Annotated in this window: 15 protein-coding genes and 1 tRNA gene; 4 read left to right on the forward strand and 12 right to left on the reverse strand. The window is 57.4% G+C overall.

The window, feature by feature from the left end:
* Positions 1–48 precede the first annotated feature (48 nt).
* From ACZ1GM_RS03465 to ACZ1GM_RS03490, 6 genes are all read right to left on the reverse strand, one after another.
* Positions 49–124, reverse strand: a tRNA-Lys gene (locus tag ACZ1GM_RS03465).
* Positions 125–171: 47 nt separating this feature from the next.
* Positions 172–651: a 2-amino-4-hydroxy-6-hydroxymethyldihydropteridine diphosphokinase gene (gene folK / locus ACZ1GM_RS03470; RefSeq protein ID WP_472678620.1), complete on the reverse strand. Its 480-nt coding sequence runs from the start codon at positions 649–651 to the stop codon at positions 172–174.
* Between the two features lie 20 nt (positions 652–671).
* Positions 672–1523: an N-carbamoylputrescine amidase gene (aguB, locus tag ACZ1GM_RS03475; protein WP_472677772.1), complete on the reverse strand. Its 852-nt coding sequence runs from the start codon at positions 1521–1523 to the stop codon at positions 672–674.
* Positions 1524–1540: 17 nt separating this feature from the next.
* Positions 1541–2185, reverse strand: a complete 645-nt coding sequence (locus ACZ1GM_RS03480) for a class I SAM-dependent methyltransferase (RefSeq protein ID WP_472677773.1) — start codon at positions 2183–2185, stop codon at positions 1541–1543.
* Positions 2124–2414: a hypothetical protein gene (locus ACZ1GM_RS03485; RefSeq protein WP_472677774.1), complete on the reverse strand. Its 291-nt coding sequence runs from the start codon at positions 2412–2414 to the stop codon at positions 2124–2126. Before ACZ1GM_RS03485 ends, ACZ1GM_RS03480 begins: the two co-directional genes overlap by 62 nt.
* Positions 2415–2449: 35 nt before the next feature.
* Positions 2450–3295: a class I SAM-dependent methyltransferase gene (locus tag ACZ1GM_RS03490; protein WP_472677775.1), complete on the reverse strand. Its 846-nt coding sequence runs from the start codon at positions 3293–3295 to the stop codon at positions 2450–2452.
* A 139-nt stretch (positions 3296–3434) separates the two neighbouring features.
* On the opposite strand from ACZ1GM_RS03490, the gene msrA reads away from it, so the two are divergent.
* Both msrA and ACZ1GM_RS03500 read left to right on the forward strand, forming a co-directional pair.
* Complete coding sequence (gene msrA / locus ACZ1GM_RS03495) at positions 3435–3983, forward strand: peptide-methionine (S)-S-oxide reductase MsrA (protein ID WP_472677776.1); 549 nt, start codon at positions 3435–3437, stop codon at positions 3981–3983.
* Between the two features lie 6 nt (positions 3984–3989).
* Complete coding sequence (locus tag ACZ1GM_RS03500; protein WP_472677777.1) at positions 3990–4832, forward strand: hypothetical protein; 843 nt, start codon at positions 3990–3992, stop codon at positions 4830–4832.
* On the opposite strand, the gene ACZ1GM_RS03505 is transcribed toward ACZ1GM_RS03500, so the two are convergent.
* Positions 4829–6076 carry an RsmB/NOP family class I SAM-dependent RNA methyltransferase gene (locus tag ACZ1GM_RS03505; protein ID WP_472677778.1) on the reverse strand — a complete coding sequence of 416 codons (1248 nt, stop codon included), beginning with the start codon at positions 6074–6076 and terminating at the stop codon, positions 4829–4831. The genes ACZ1GM_RS03500 and ACZ1GM_RS03505 overlap by 4 nt on opposite strands.
* Positions 6077–6135: 59 nt before the next feature.
* On the opposite strand from ACZ1GM_RS03505, the gene ACZ1GM_RS03510 reads away from it, so the two are divergent.
* On the forward strand, positions 6136–6306 hold the full coding sequence (locus ACZ1GM_RS03510) for a DUF1674 domain-containing protein (RefSeq protein ID WP_472677779.1): 171 nt from the start codon (positions 6136–6138) through the stop codon (positions 6304–6306).
* Between the two features lie 118 nt (positions 6307–6424).
* Here ACZ1GM_RS03510 and ACZ1GM_RS03515 read toward each other — a convergent pair whose 3' ends face one another.
* The 5 genes from ACZ1GM_RS03515 to ACZ1GM_RS03535 form a co-directional block, all read right to left on the reverse strand.
* A complete protein-coding gene (locus ACZ1GM_RS03515; protein WP_472677780.1) occupies positions 6425–7828 on the reverse strand; it encodes a cytochrome P450 in 1404 nt (467 codons plus the stop codon).
* A 41-nt stretch (positions 7829–7869) separates the two neighbouring features.
* A complete protein-coding gene (gene hemH / locus ACZ1GM_RS03520) occupies positions 7870–8895 on the reverse strand; it encodes a ferrochelatase (protein ID WP_472677781.1) in 1026 nt (341 codons plus the stop codon).
* Complete coding sequence (locus tag ACZ1GM_RS03525) at positions 8895–9608, reverse strand: molybdopterin cofactor-binding domain-containing protein (RefSeq protein ID WP_472677782.1); 714 nt, start codon at positions 9606–9608, stop codon at positions 8895–8897. The genes hemH and ACZ1GM_RS03525 overlap by 1 nt, the downstream gene beginning before the upstream one ends.
* A gap of 333 nt (positions 9609–9941) precedes the next feature.
* Positions 9942–11366, reverse strand: coding sequence for a molybdopterin cofactor-binding domain-containing protein (locus tag ACZ1GM_RS03530; protein ID WP_472677783.1), 1425 nt, complete (start codon positions 11364–11366; stop codon positions 9942–9944).
* Positions 11363–12325: an Mrp/NBP35 family ATP-binding protein gene (locus ACZ1GM_RS03535; RefSeq protein ID WP_472677784.1), complete on the reverse strand. Its 963-nt coding sequence runs from the start codon at positions 12323–12325 to the stop codon at positions 11363–11365. Before ACZ1GM_RS03535 ends, ACZ1GM_RS03530 begins: the two co-directional genes overlap by 4 nt.
* A gap of 76 nt (positions 12326–12401) precedes the next feature.
* On the opposite strand from ACZ1GM_RS03535, the gene ACZ1GM_RS03540 reads away from it, so the two are divergent.
* On the forward strand, positions 12402–14423 hold the full coding sequence (locus ACZ1GM_RS03540) for an SPFH domain-containing protein (RefSeq protein WP_472677785.1): 2022 nt from the start codon (positions 12402–12404) through the stop codon (positions 14421–14423).
* The last annotated feature ends 46 nt before the right edge of the window (positions 14424–14469 follow it).

Genomic DNA, 14469 nt, shown 5'->3' on the forward strand with positions numbered 1-14469 from the left:
CCACCTCCGTGAGGGAGACTCCGGTAATCGATGTTTGATAGAAATGGATGGTGAGCCCTGCTGGGTTCGAACCAGCGACCTACTGATTAAAAGTCAGTTGCTCTACCGACTGAGCTAAGGGCCCCCACAGATGCGCGGAATCACCGCGCAAACGCATCAGGTGCGGGCGCGTCACCTAGGCAGGGTGCGCCCGCGGGTCAAGCGTGCATTTAGGTGTCGGACAGAAAGTCCGCTTTTCGGGTCCCGCCAATTGCCCGCAATCTCGGCCACGGGGCTCAAGACAAAGTCGCGTTCGCGAAAGGCGGGATGGGGTATTTGCAAGCTAGGTGTGCTGAAAAGCCCGCCGTCCCACAGCACAATATCAAGATCAAGAATCCTCCTGCGCCAAGCTTGTCCGCGACGTCTGCGGCCAAAACGGTGCTCGATCCTTTTAAGCATAGTGAGCATGGCCATAGGTGCGAGTGGGCTGGCGATGAGCGCCGCAGCGTTAGCGAAGTCTCTTTGTGAGGGGCCGATTGGCCGGCTTCGCATGATCGTAGAAGTCGCGATCACCTCGGCGCCTTCGGTGGCGAGGTGCTGAAGAGCTTCGCGCACAATTTGGCGTGGTGAGCCGAAGCGCGCTGAGCGCATATTGCTGCCCAATGCGATCACATAGTGATGGGTTCGCTCCGTCAAATGTCTTCGCAAAGCCGCCCATAGAGTTGAGGGCGACGGTCGCGAAAGAAGCCCATGCCGGCACGGTGCTTTGCTGCTTCGTCCAAATCGAGTGTTGCGACCAACACGCCTTCATCGTCCGGGCCAAAGCCGCAGACGATGTCCCCCCACTCATTGGTGACAAAGCTGTGCCCGTAAAATGCTTGGCCGCCTTCCTTACCAATGCGGTTGGCGGCGATCACTGGCATGCAATTTGAGACTGCGTGCCCCTGCATGGCGCGCTGCCACATCCGGCTGGTGTCGAGATCATCATCATAGGGCTCTGACCCAATCGCAGTGGGATAGAACAGTAGCTCGGCCCCCATCAATGCCATCGCGCGCGCTGCCTCCGGATACCATTGATCCCAGCAAATGCCGACGCCGATCCGCGTGCCCGCAACATCCCACACTTTGAAGCCATCATTTCCCGGGCGGAAATAGAATTTCTCTTCATATCCGGGGCCATCGGGAATGTGGCTCTTGCGATACGTGCCCATCACATCGCCATTATGATCAACCATCGCGATGGTGTTGTAATAGTGATGGCCGTCACGCTCGAAGAAGCTGACTGGAATTGCGACCTTGGTTTTGGCCGCTAGCTTGCGCATCGCGATGACGGAGGGGTGCTCCAGCGTTGGTCGTGCGAGAGCAAACAACGCCTCATCCTCCCGCTGGCAAAAATAGGGGCCAGAGAACAATTCCGGCGGTAGAACAATTTCTGCACCGCGCGCCGCCGCGTGCTCGACCAACTCACCGACGGCGGCGATATTATCCGCCTCGTCTTTTTGGCCCAATGGCAGCTGCAGGGCGGCTATAGTCACATTGCGCATAAGCCACCCGCTTCGGATTAAGCCGATTTCTTGAAAAGCAAGGTCATGCGGTCGGTCTCGCCAATTTCGCGATATCTGGCCATTTCTTCTTCAGATTGATTGCCAAAGCCAAATGATGGCGGCAGCGTCCACACACCACCTTCATGATCAGCGGGGTCGTTGGGATTGGCATTCACTTCCGATGTATCGACAAGCTCAAAGCCATTAGCCTCGAAAAACGCGATCATCTCATCCTGCTTGAGGTAGCCTGCATTCCCATCGACATATGCATCGGGCGCATCGGCTTTGGCGCGGTGCTGCACCACGCCCAGCATCCCATCGGGTTTCAGAGTATCGCGCAACGTCGCAATCTCGCTTTCGTCTATGTCCCAACGCTTGAGGTTATGCATCATCCGGAAAATCAAGACGCGGTCGACCGTGCCATCGAGATCATCGGGAACAGCATTGCCAAAATAGAAAGGCAGTTTTTCTGCCGGGATGCCGAGCGCTTCTGACTGGGTGGCTGAGAATGTCTCGCCCCCTTTTCGAACGCGCTGCACAAATCCGTCACCTAGGCTTGCCCCGGCTTCCGGCGGGAAGCTGACGGCGATGTACTGACCATTATTCGCCAGATAAGGCGCGAGAATGCGAGTATACCATCCACCAGCCTGGCGCATATTCAATGATCGTCTGATCAGGTGCGATCTGGAAGAATGCCAGTGTCTCTGCCGGATTGCGGTGGACATCGCGTGCTGTGTCTTCTGCCCGCAAATCCGCCGCAAGAACCTCGCTTAACGCGGTATCTGCCGCGGTTGCCTCATCACCAGCAGGCTCTTCAACCTCGGCCTGAGTGCACCCGGCAGTCAGTGCCAGTATTGTAAGTGGGGCGAGTACCAGTGTCAGCTTGCGCATTGAAATTCCCCGAATGTGTCCCGTGAAGCGTTCGTTCAATTGGCTTTCTTGAACAACAACGTCATGCGATCGCTCTCACCAATGGCGAGATATTCGCTGCGTTTGGGGTCATCTTCGCCGGTTGCAAGTACCGGAGGCAGCGTCCAAACTCCGCGCTCCCAATTGGCCGGGTCATTGGGGTTTGCATTGATTTCTGAAGATTCGACCAGCTCGAAACCGGCGGCTTCGAAGATCGCCAACACACGCTCAGTCGGCATATAGCCTGATGCCGGGCTGTAATCATCGAAGCTCGCGCCCTCGGGTGCGCGGTGCTGAACGACACCAACCATGCCGTCATCTTTCAGCATTATACGAATAGCGCCGAGCACTTCGTCAGCGCGATTGCCATTCGCAAGTCCATGCATGGAGCGAAAGATCAAGGCGCGATCCGCAGTTCCTGCCATGTCTTCGGGGATTTCGTCCGTTTCGTATGCCGTAACAGCATCGGCTTCCATACCCATGGCTTCCGCAAGGCCAGTCTTGAAACGCTCTGTCCAGCCCTTCGTCCGTGCCTCTTGTGTGCGGTTGCGATAACTCCGCCTGTCACTGTCTTGGTTGATCGCAATATATTTGCCGCTGGCCATAACGTAGGGAGCAAGCACGCGGGTGTACCATCCGCCACCAGGCCCATATTCCACGACCGTATGAGATGGCTCGATCTGGAAAAAAGCCAGCGTTTCTGCAGGATTGCGATATTGATCCCGAGCGCGGTCATCGTCGCGGCGTTCATGCGCCAGGACTTCCGAAAGAGATGCGGAATGCGCCCCGTGTCCGTCAGCGACCGCAGGGGCCGATGCCAGTGCGAGAGGAAGAGCAGCGGCGGCGAAAAGAAGTGAACGCATTGGTTTGAGCCTTTCACGGGTATGTTCCCGAATTACCGGGGTTGTCTTGCACAGATTGCTATCGCTGATGGAACGCTGGATGACAAGCTGGGTTCCGCTCCCTATCTGCCCCTACTCGACCAGGGCAAAGGAGATATCGATGAGCGAACAGTCACAAGGCCAGGCCATCATTGCTGGCGGATGCTTCTGGTGCACAGAGGCAGTCATGAACGATGTGGTGGGCGTGAAGGCAGTCGAAAGCGGCTATATTGGCGGCGACAAAGCTGATCCAACCTACAAAGAGGTATGCTCCGGTACGACTGGCCATGCGGAGGCCGTTCGTGTGACCTTTGATCCTGGCGCAATCTCTTACGCCGAACTGCTCGATGTTTTCATGGGCACACATGATCCAACCCAGCTGAACCGTCAGGGCAATGATATTGGAACACAATATCGCAGCGCCATTTTCCCGCTTGATGATGCCCAACGGGCCGAAGCGGAAGCAGCGATTGCGCGGTGGAACGCGGACAATTCGGGAGATGCGGTTACGACCATAGAAGGTCCTGCGACATGGTACCCGGCGGAAGGCTACCATCAGGAGTACTGGGAGGGGGACGGCCAGCGTAACCCCTATTGCCTTGCAACCATTCCGCCCAAACTGATGAAGCTGCGCAAAAGTTTTCAGAATAAAGTTAAAGCTGGCGTGTAAAGGCCAATGTCAAACGCCCTGGCCAAATCCTTCACCCATGATCATGTGCTCCGCACCGACGGGTCTGTCGCATTTCGTTGCTCGACCGACACAGAAGCTTGGCCGTGGTTGCAGCTCGATGTGCATCACCCGTCTGCGGTGCAAGCAGTGCATTTCTGGGCGAGCGTCGGCGCATCAACCGCGATCGGCACATTCGATCCCAAGAAATGGAGCGCGCTCACATGGACGCGTTGGGAGATCGGCGATCGAGGCGCAGGCCAACCGGTGCGGGGCACAATGATTCAGGGCGGAAGGCAGCCTGGCAACGATGAGCGCTTAAGCTATCGACTGACCCTGTTTGATGCAGATGATCGACTTGCTTTTGAGGTTGAGGGCAAGGGCGTTGTATTCCGCACGCGCGATTTTCCCGCCTGGCGCGCGACGGCGAAATCCAAAGCTGCAGAAGAAGGCGGTGAGAAGGGTTTCGACTATGCGCCCGCCGCGCTTATTGGCGTTGAGAAGCTTGGCTTGCCTTTACTGTCTCGCTTGAAAGACTCTGTGGTGCCGCGCGCTGACGCATTGATCACGGCAGGCAATGGTCTGCCTCCCGGCCATCCATATCTTGATGGGTCTGGCGACCATGTGAACTCCACCCATTTATCCGAGGTTTCCATGCAATTTGTCGCGCTTTGCCGCGACGGCGAGCCATTTCGTGTCACTGGTGGAGAGATGCGCTTCACACACTATGTTGAGCTGGGCGCGCCATTCACGATTGCACAAACTGACCATTGCGAAGGCGCGATGTCCATTCAAATCACGCAGAATGATAAGCAATGTTGTATTGCTACGCTGCATTTTGAAGAGATTTAGGGTTTCGTCCACCGACCGATAAAGAACCCATCGAGCCCACCTAATTCAGGCAATAATCCGGGGTGCGTGCGCAGCCAGCCCTCATCCGAGGACACAAGACCTGCAGGCAGCTCATCCGACAATATCGGTGCCGGAGTGAGATCGGTATTCGCGTTGAGCAATTCAGCTTGCTTCTCGCCCTCTTCGCGTTCGAGAGAACAGACCGCATAAACCAGAACGCCGCCGGGTTTGAGCCATTCAACTGCCCGCAAGAGCAGCGCGCGCTGAAGCTCCGCCATTTCCTCAATTTGGCGTGCGGCGATCCGGTGCAGAACATCGGGGTGCCGACGGCACGTGCCCGTCGCAGTGCAGGGCGCATCAAGCAGGATAGCATCGAATTGATGCTTGGGTTCCCATGTGCGCGCATCGGCCCGCACTGGGCTCGCTTTCAGGTTGGTGCGTTTCAGATTGCTTTTCAGGAGATCAAGCCGCCGCTTGGAATTGTCGAGCGCGGTTACCTTCCAGTCTGTCGCTGCCAGCTGCATCGTCTTGCCCCCGGGTGCTGCGCAAAGGTCCAACACGTGTCGACCGTTGCCAACGCCAAGCAAACGGGCAGGCAGGCTCGCAGCCAGATCCTGCACCCACCATGCCCCCTCAGTAAACCCAGCGAGTTTCTCGACTGCTTCGCCGCGTGGCAAACGGACATGGCCCGGCGCATAGCTGTCGCCGCTTAGCTGATTGACCCAATGCGCGGTTTCTTCAGGATCGCGCAAAGTGAGATCAAGTGGCGGGGGTTCTGCCAAACCTGCTGCGATCTTTCGGGCACCCTCACCCCAGCGTTCTGCGATTTGGCCGGGTAGGGTTGGGGCTGTGGGCAATGAAGCTTCGCGCTTGCCCAGCGTCGAGAACACGCCGTGCGCCAATCGTCGGGGGCCGCCCGAAAGCAATGGCAGGCACGTCGCAATTACGGCATGGGGCGGAGTACCCAGCCGCAGCCATTGCGCCAGCATCATTCGCAAAACCATGCGGGGTTTCGCGTCATCGGGCAGCGGTTTTTGAGTTGCGCTGTCGATCAGCGTATCGAGATCCATCAACCATCGTAAGCTTTCACTGACGATTGCTCGCGCGAGCGCACGGTCAGCGGGCTTGCGAACATCGCGTGTTGCCCCGCCAAACGCCTGATCGAGTGTTTCGCCGCGCCGCAGCACTGCATCCAGTAACCGCAACGCCGCGCGACGCGCGTATATCCCTTCAGGTTGAGCCATAGAGGCCCCTAACGCGATGCTAGATTGAAACCAATGCTAATCAGCGTAGTTGTGTAGGTATGGCCAAGCAAAAGCTCAAAGCAGTGAAGAAGTTTGAAAAGCCCTCACACTGGACCAATGATCCTCCGCCGAAACCAAAGGCGGTTGATCCAGAAAAGGATGAGCCGCGCGAACTATCGCCAACCCGTTATGGCGACTGGGAAAAAGACGGCATAGCCTGGGATTTTTGAGGGGGATTTTGTTTACTTTGCACGCCATCCGGCGTGCGGTATCCTCGCTTACGCGATCAAAGATCGCATCGCTGCGAGCGACCGGCCTTGCGGTCGCTCTGCGACCGAACCCAGTCACTCAAATCTTCTTAAACTCAACCTTCAACCCATCCTTGGGCATCGGGATCGGCCATGGCTGCCAGTCTGGCTCGTAGCCATCCGCCATTTCAACACGATACCGGCTGAGCACTTGGACGGCGAGTATCTTAATTTGCATATATGCAAAGTGAAGCCCGATGCACATATGCGCGCCGCCGCCAAACGGCGTCCAAGCATATTTGTGGCGCGCCTTCACCTGATCTGGAGTGAAGCGCATTGGGTCAAAGGTTTCTGGGCTGTCCCAATGTTCTTCTGAGTGATGGACATAGTGGATATTGATGCCCACCAACTGTCCGGCAGGTATGCGATACCCACCAAACTCGAATTCGCGCAACGCGCGGCGCGGCATTGACGGTACGGGCGGGATGAAGCGCAACACTTCTTTGAAAAACATCTCAGTCAGTTCGAGCTTGCCAAGATCATCATAGCTTAATGGCCGTGGCTTGCCGGAAGCATCAAGCCCGCCCGTGACCGCCAGTATTTCTTGGCGCACTTTTTCCTGCCATTCGGGCTGCTGGGCGAAGTAATACATCATCGAGGTCGCGCTCGATGTGATTGTGTCATGCGCCGCCATCATCAGGAAGTTCATGTGGTCGACCACTTCGTCAACCGGCAGGAGTGAGCCATCCTCGCGCGTAGCAGTCGCGAATTGGCTGAACATGTCCTGCCCTCCGCCGGTCTCACGTCTTTTGTGCGTTTCCTTGGTGAAGAAATCGACGAGGAATGCGCGCCCATCAACACCGCGCTTCATCTTGGTGAACGGCAATGGCTTGCGAACCGGTGCGACCGAGGCCTGCACCATATCGACAAATGCGGTGTTGATCTGATCCGCCTCTGGCCCCCAAGGAATTCCGATGAAGCTATCAGCGGCGAGATCCAGTGTCAGCTGCTTGATTGCGGGCCAAAACTTGATCTCGCCGTTTGACCAAGTCTCTGTCCGCTCGGCAATACCGCGATTGAGAGCGTCGCAATAGTGGCGCATAGGTTCGGGTTTGAAGGCAATCGAAAGCGCGCGGCGATCAGCGCGGTGATGATCGAAATCTAGCAGCATGAGCCCGCGCGGGAACAGCTGATCGAGCACTGGACCCCAGCCTTGCTCGGATGAGAAATTCTTGCCGCGATCAAAGAGCAAGAGCTCGTTAGCGTCCGCTCCAACCAGCGCGACGTTCCATCCGCCAAACGCTTTGTTTTTGTAAACCCTGCCGTATTTCGCAACCATGTCTCGTGCGAAACCGTGCGGGTCGGCGAGCATCTTGAAGGTGTTGCCAACGAGGGGCAGACCTGCCTCGCCAGGGATGTGTGCCAGCTCGGCGTCAGTCGGGTTTCCCTCGCTCCAATGCGTTGGGATGTCGTGATCAGTGGAATCAGGTGCTAGCGTAGCCATAAAGCGCTCCTTACTGACAAAAGAGTAAGTAAATTACTTACCTAAATCCACCCCGAAAGTTCACGCCTTATCAAGTGTTCGAGCATGTCCATGCCGGCAGGTCCGTCATTAAGGCACGTAAGCGCAGCGAAATGCTCGCCGCCGAGTTCCGCAAATTGCTCGCGGCCCTGAATGCCCAGCTCTTCGAGCGTTTCTAGACAGTCAGCTGAGAACCCCGGAGCCACAATCGCGAGGCGCTTTGTTCCGCTTCGCGCTTCTTCCTCGATCACCGTGTCGGTCGCGGGCTCTAGCCATTTTGCGGGGCCAAAGCGTGATTGAAATGTGGTTCTTAGTCGCATGTCGGGTCGTGCGATCTTCTCGCTCAAGAGCCGCGCGGTCTTCTGACAATGACAATGGTAAGGATCGCCCAGTTCCAGCGTGCGCAAGGGCACGCCATGAAAGCTTAAAAGCAGCACTTCCGGATCGAAATCGAGCGCGTCCAACTGCTGGTTTATGTCCACCGTCAGCGCATCAATGTAGGCTGGATCGTCGTGATAAGGCGGCAGCGTGCGCAGCGAAGCCTGCCAGCGTAAATCCCTTTGGACATCCGCGACTTTGTCGAGGGCAGTCGCTGTCGTCGGGCCTGAATATTGCGGATAGAGTGGCGCGATAAGGATACGGTCACAGCCTCTATCTTTAAGTGCATTCAACTTATCTGGGATCGAAGGTTCGCCGTATCGCATCGCCCAGTCGACAATGACGCCCTCACCGAGCCGCTCTTGCAGCTTTTCCGACTGTCGCTTCGTAATGGCGGCCAATGGCGAACCGTCTTTCTCGTCCCACACTTCCGCATAGGCCTGAGCGCTTTTTTGTGGCCTCGTATTGAGGATGATGCCGCGCAGGATCGGCTGCCAGACAATCGAAGGAATCTCGACCACCCGCTTATCTGACAGGAACTCGCGCAGATAGCGTTTTACTGATCGACGGGTGGGCTCCTCGGGCGTACCCAGATTGATCACCAGCACGCCAATGCGTCCGCTTTTGACCGGGGCGTGATCGCTCGGCAGCTTTTGCTCTTGCCAGGTCATTATGCTTGCGTGTCTTCCTGATTAGACGGCCCAGAACTGTTTTGGGCGTCTTCGCTATTTTCTGTCGATTGAGCGCTACCTTGCTCGACGGTTTCGCTGTCAGATGGTTCCGGCTCCGTATTTTCCAAGGCGCTATCGCCGTCGGGCTCGCTTTCGCCAATCTCCTCAGCCTGTGCCGATGGACTGTTGCCAAATAGCGGGAGAGTTCGAAGGCGGTCGCCAGAAAGCGTAAAGAATGCATTGGCGATTGCAGGCGCGGCCACCGCCACACCTAGTTCGCCCGGATCAAATGGCGATGCCTCGCTGGCGATCAGGTCTACCGAGATTTCAGGAGCATTGGCCAGGGTTGGAAGATTCATTTGCGTAGGATCAGAAGGGTTCGGGAGGCCGTTCTCCCAAATGGCGCTCGAACCCATCGCAATGCCGAGGCCGAACAGCAGCCCGCCTTCGATCTGCTGACGAGCAATATCAACATTCACAATACGGTCGATGTCGGCGACTGCATGCATGGTGGTTATACGCGGTCGCCCTTCGACCATCAGAGCGCGGGCCACGCAGGCTATACGACCACCATCACTCCAGTTTTGAGTGCCGGGCTGATCCATACGCACCATCGCAATACCTTGGCGGCTTTGTGTGCGCCCTCCGTCCCATCCGGCAAGTTGTGCCACGCGGCGCAGCACAACGAGCATGCGCTGATCGTCTCCTATCATGGCGATCTCGATAGCTCAGCGGATCAACTCGCAGCCCTCTTGCCAATTCATCGACGAAGCTCTCATTGGCAAAGGCTGTGTAGGCCGCAGAATTACCGCGCAGACGCCCCGTAGGGAGAAACAGTTCGGTGGGCACATGGTCGATTGCCACGTTCGGGATGGCATAGGGCGGCACCGCGCCTTCACACGCGAGTGTGTCTGCCTGCCCAGCTGAATTTCTGATTGCCGCTTCGGGTGTATTTCCAGAAAACAGCCGGTTTCCAAACTCGGACATGGTGGACGGAGCTGCGATCCGCGATGTCCAATAGAGCGGTGTGCGCTGCTCGCCAGTGCTCAGCTTGGCGGAGATTTGCATGACCACTGGCGCCCGGGGGGCAGAGTCTTGGTTTCCTCTGCGCGGGACCACGTCAGTTGAACAGGGCGATCGAGCTGTTCGGCGATTTGCGCAGCTTCGATTGCGTGTTGATGTTCAAGCCGTGCATCAAAGCTGCCGCCAGCGGCGACGGGATAAAGGACAACATCATCCAGTGAGAGCCCGATAGACCGCGCCGCTGCATCGCGCGCGGCTTCTGGCGCCTGACTTGCGATCCACAAATTGAGCTTCTCGTCCGCATAATGTGCGGTAACGCTGCTGGTTTCGATCGATGCGTGATGCGCAGGCGCTATGCTGTAGGCATGTGTCATCGTTGGCGCGCCCGGCATGTCTTCTGGTACGCCAATCTCTGTAATCCGCTCGGCAGTGCCTTCCCTCAAGGCATCATCCAGTTGTTCTTCAAGAGTGATTGTGCTGACCGCCCCTGGCCCGGAAAAGCGCGCCATGAGAGCTTTTGCCCCGCGCTCCGCCTGCCACCAGTTTTCTGCGACAACGGCAATCCAGCGCTTCGCTTTGATCACGCTAATGACGCCAGGTATTGCCGCTGCTGCCTCGGCATCAAAGCTCGCCAGTTCAGCCATGCCAACCGGCCCATGACGCACCGACGCATGCACCATACCGGGCAGACGGATGTCGGCAGCGAAGGTGAGAGACCCATCGACCTTTGCTGGCAAATCAAGGCGAGGAAAATCGGTTAAACGACCAGTTAGCGCATCGCGCGGATCCTCTGCGGGTTCTACCGGACGAAGGGGTGGTGGGTCTGGTGCAGTGAACTCAGCTGCCTTTTGCGCCATCTCACCAAAGCGAGCGGTTCGATCCCCATAGCGCAGCAGCCCGCCCACGGCTCTGATCTCTTCGGGGGCAACACCCCACTCCTCTGCTGCGGCCATAGCCAGCATTGCACGTGCGGAGGCCCCAGCAATCCGGGCATCACGCTCGTAGGCCGTCAATGAGGTGCCGTCCGCCGTGGCTGTAAACCGTTCGGTCCTGGCGAACCGTTCCGCCAGCCAGCTGTCTGGTTTATTGACCAGATCCGGAGTGGCAGACCATAGTGGTGCCCATTTCGCCGCGAGAGGAATGTTCGGCTGAGTCCCGCTAGGCGGGGCGGGGACCACCGCGATTTGCCGCCAGTCCGCACCCATTTCCATCGCGATAACCTGAGGCAGGATCGTGGTGATCCCTTGGCCCATTTCCAGCTGCGGAACAGCGACGGTTACCACGCTGTCTTCACCCACGGTCAGCCATGCACCGAATGCGTGCTCGCCCTCGCTTGGCTCTAGCGGTGGGCTATAGCTGCGCGGCCAGGCCCACCATGCGACCAACAGGCCGCCTCCCACTGCGGCGCCAGTCAATACCTGCCGCCGGGAGAGCGTACCGTTTGTCATTTCTTCGCCCTGACCCATTCCGCGAGCTTGTTCGCGATATTCATGAAAGGCTCGGCAATCGGATCATTGCCTGCTGTGACGGGCCGCCCGCCATCGCCGCTGATACGGATTTTTATGTCCAGCGGGATTCGACCAAGAAACGGAAGCTCCAAACGTTCTGCCGCGGTTTCTACCCCGCCAGCGCCAAACGGGTCTGAGACATGGCCGCACTCTGGACATGTATAGCCCGACATGTTTTCGACCAGACCAATAATTGGCACATCTGAAGCGTCGAACAATTGCCCGGCGCGCGCGGCGTCAATCAAGGCAAGGTCTTGCGGTGTAGAAACGAGGATCGCTGCAGTCGGCTTAAATTTCTTGAGCATCGTAAGCTGCACATCGCCAGTGCCAGGGGGCAGATCGACCAGCAACACCTCTGCATCGTCCCAATGCGCGTCGACAAGCTGGCTTACTGCATTGCCAGCCATCGGTCCGCGCCATGCCAGCGCCTTGCCCTGCTCGACGAGATGCCCCATCGACAGCACCGGGATACCGTGCGGGCTTGGCACCGGCACGAGCTTATCGTCGCGCGCCTCCGGCCGTTTGCCCGAATTGCCAAGGATCATCGGCTGTGAAGGGCCGTACACATCAGCGTCAACCAAGCCGACTGGGATGCCTAGCGCTTTGAGCGCGACGGCCAGATTCGCTGTCAGCGTCGATTTACCAACACCGCCTTTTCCTGACCCGATGGCGATAATCTGACGCTGCTTGCGCTCCGCTGTCATTGCCACACGCACATCGTCAATTGTCTCTTGCGCGGTCAAGATGTCGCGCAGTGCACTCTCCAAATCGGATCTTGCGCCGTTATCCAATCCGCTGGCGTCCACCACCAGTGTTGCCACGCCGCCGCGCAGCTTTGCGCTGCCGATGCGGCTGGCGATGGAGGCAGGCAAAAGCGCGATGATGTCATCTGGGGTCATGCCAATATGCGGTTAAACATCAAAAAGCCTCTCGCAACCCCTGTTTTTCCTACAAACCGCACCTATAACAACATTCATGAGATGGATTGAGCACGTTACGAACAAATTTGGTGGCCTGGCTATGGCAGGCAAAAAGAACCCTTGGGGAACTTCGGGGGGCGGATCAGGTGGTGGATCCGACGGCGGTGATGATGGCGGGTCTGATGGGGAGGCACCGAAAGGTGACAGCTCCAACGGTCCGAAGAACCCCTGGCTGCCGGGCGGAAAAAGCGGCGGACGCCGATCAGCGAATATTGAAGATATTTTCAAGAACCGAGGCCCTGAAGGTCCTCGTCGTTCAGGTGGCGGTCCGCGGGGACCAAGTTTCAAGCTTCCTCAGCGTCCTGGTGGAAAGAGCTGGGCTCCTCTACTTATCGTTGCCGGTATCGCGGCATGGTACCTCCTTACGGGCATCCACTTTGTCCAGCCGCGTGAGCAGGGGATTGTGACAACCGCTGGAAAATTCAGCAGATTGATTACCCCAGGGACTCAGTTCACCGCGCCGTGGCCCTTTCAGAGTGTAGACATAGAGAACGTCAGCCAAATCCGCCGCGAATCTATTCCCGATGGCAACGCAGAGAAGCTGATCCTCACTGGCGATCAGAACCTCGTAAATCTCAGTTACATTGTTCGTTGGAACATCAAGGACTTGGGACAGTTTCGTTTCCAGCTTGCCGATCCGACAGCGACCGTACGCGAAGTTGCAGAGGCGGCGATGCGTGCCTCCGTTGCTGAGCAAGAACTGGACCGTGTTCTGTCAGGTGCAGGACGCGCTCAGATTGAAGGCGATGTGATGAGCCGGATGCAGGCAATCCTTGATGCCTACGGCGCTGGCGTTGCTGTGCAGGGTGTGGAGATCGATAAAACTGATCCGCCGGAGCGTGTGATTGATGCCTTTAAAGATGTGTCTGCTGCTGAGCAGGACGCGGACGCTGCCGAAAACCGGGCTCGTGCCTATGCGCAGCAAATTCTCGCCCGAGCACAGGGTAGTGCGGGTGCTTTCGACCGTATTTATGAAGAATACCGTCTCGCGCCTGAGGTAACTCGCCGGCGCTTGTACTATGAGACCATGGAACAAGTCCTGTCCAAGACCGATAAGACCATTGTCGAGGCGCAAGGTGTAACACCTTACTTGCCGCTTCCGGAAATTCGCCGCCGCTCTCAGCAAAATCAGGCGGCGACGCCTCCGGCGCCAGCGCAGGGGGTAACTAAGATGGAACAGATTTGGGAAAATCATAAGCTGACCCTCACGGCAATTTTCGGCGCTATCCTTGTCGCGATGGCATTCGTAATCGTCGTGCCAGAGGATAAGCAGGCGGTGATCATCCAAACTGGTAAGCCTGTTTCGATCGTCAATCGCTACCAACCAGACACTCCTTTCGGTGAGACTGGTGCTGGTGTTTGGTATCGCATTCCACTGATTCAGACGGTGCAATACATCGATAAGCGGGTGCAGAACCTCGACATGGAACCGCAGCAGATCCTGTCAAATGATCAGCAGCGCCTTCAAGTCGACGCCTATGCCAGGTTCCGCATTATCGACCCTGTAGAAATGGTCGAACGCGCGGGTACCGAAGAGAATGTGAAGCTGCAGCTGTCGCCGATATTGTCCTCGGTCATTCGCCAGGAACTGGGTCGACTGCCTTTTGCTGCGCTGATCAACACAGAGCGTAGCGCCGCGATGGCCAATATCCGCAATGCGCTCGATCGTCAGGCACGCCAGTATGGCGCGCAGATTATCGATGTTCGGATCAAGCGTGCCGACTTGCCCGACGGTGCGCCATTGGATGCCGCGTTCACTCGCATGCAAACAGACCGTCAGGAAGAGGCCGCAACCATTCGCGCGCGTGGTCAACGTAATGCGCAGATCATTCGCGCAGACGCAGAAGCGGAATCAGCGCGGATCTATGCTGATGCCTATGGCAAAGATCCGGAATTCTATGATTTCTATCGCGCCATGGAAAGCTATCGCCGCACCTTTGAGAATGGTGAAGCTGAAAGCTCAGCCATCCTTGGTCCAGATAACGAATATCTGCGGCAGTTCCGCGGACGTCGTTGATCGCTTGTCGATCGGCTGAGCAGATGTTCAAACGTTGTTCAGCCGG

It is taken from the genome of Qipengyuania sp. JB2-7 (assembly GCF_055693485.1).